Below are 1,559 nucleotides of genomic sequence, written 5' to 3' on the forward strand. Positions count from 1 at the left end.
ATACGCTGACAAACGCCGCTTTAAAACCAGTTCTTGGTTAAGTGCCGGCTTTATCGACGGCGGCCGCGAAGAACAGGTATCCCAATCCCTAGAAGCCTCCCTGAGAGACCTGCAAGGCGAATACGTCCGCCTGATCGGAGTAGATCCCGCCGCTAAACGGCGCATACTGGAAATGATTATCCAACGCCCCGAAGACACCCCGGGAGAACCGGCCCGCACCACCACCGCCGTCCACGGCGGTCATGGCAACGGTAACGGCCATTCCGACCTGTCCGTACAAGTGCGTTCCCTGCTGGCCCAAGGACTGAAAATCGCCACCGAACACGCGGATAAACGCCGGTTTAAAACCAGTTCTTGGTTAACCGGACCGGCGATCGAAACCAAGAGCGAAGCGGGCATCATTCGCGATATTGAAGCGATCGTGACTGAAAATAGCGATGAGTACGTCCGTCTGATCGGGATCGACCCGCAAGCGAAAAAACGCGTCGTCGAAATGATTATTCACCGCCCCGGCAGCACCCCCGCTAGTAACGGCAGCGGCAAAGCCAGCAGCTACAGCGCCCCCGCTAGTAACGGAGCCAGTTATAGCAGTAGTGGTAGCTTAAGTGGGGAAACGATCGCTCAAATTCGTTCCCTGCTCGCCCAAGGCTACAAAATCGGCACCGAACACGCGGATAAACGCCGGTTTAAAACCAGTTCTTGGCAGAGTTGCGCCCCGATCGAAAGCAATCGCGAATCTGATGTAATTACTGCTTTGGAAGATTGTTTACGGGAACATAGCGGCGAATACGTCCGCTTACTCGGTATCGATGCTAAAGCCAAAAAACGGGTTTTAGAAACGGTGATCCAGCGTCCCGATGGTTCGGTGAGTAGTAATGGCAGCAGTAAAACCGCCACCGTTGCTGAACCGAGTTTCAAAAGCTATGCTTCTGGTTCTTCTGGCGGCGGTACTGCCACTTTAACCAGTACCTTAACCGCAGAAACGATCACTCAAATTCGCTCTTTATTGAACCAAGGTCACAAAATCGGGGCCGAACACGCGGATAAACGTCGTTTTAAAACCAGTTCTTGGCAAAGCTGCACCCCGATCGAGAGCAGTCGCGAATCCGATGTGGTGGCCGCTTTAGAAACCTGTCTGCGCGACCATCAAGGGGAATACGTTCGTCTGATCGGGATTGACTCCCAAGCGAAACGCCGTGTTCTCGAATCGATTATTCAACGCCCTTAATTTCAGGACTCGGCGAGCGGTGAACGGAGATAGGTGTTAGGTGTTGGCGGATCGGGAAAAATACCCGAAACTCTAACCCCTACCCCCTAACCCCCGATCACTGATCACTGATCACTGAATAACTGTCAATTATGTCCTTACCCCCCGTTCAACCTATTAGCCGCTCGGAATTCTATGTCAATGGTGATGTAACCATTGATGAGAGTGCGATCGTGGCTCCGGGGGTGATTCTCCGAGCAGCCCCCAATAGCCAAATAATTATCGGTGCGGGTGCTTGCCTGGGTATGGGAACAATTTTAACCGCCTATCAGGGTGTTATTGCTATCGGTGC

General features: G+C 52.9%; 1 protein-coding gene and 1 pseudogene. Both read left to right on the top strand.

What is annotated here, in order from left to right; translation table 11 throughout:
* On the top strand, window positions 1-1,228 hold a 1,228-nt coding region (locus tag PX481_RS15370; RefSeq protein WP_288094900.1), incomplete at its 5' end, for a RuBisCO small subunit-like domain-containing protein.
* A gap of 131 nt (window positions 1,229-1,359) precedes the next feature.
* Window positions 1,360-1,559, top strand: a pseudogene (locus PX481_RS15375) (carbon dioxide concentrating mechanism protein); the annotation flags it as partial.

Source organism: Microcystis sp. M53603_WE2 (assembly GCF_030065435.1).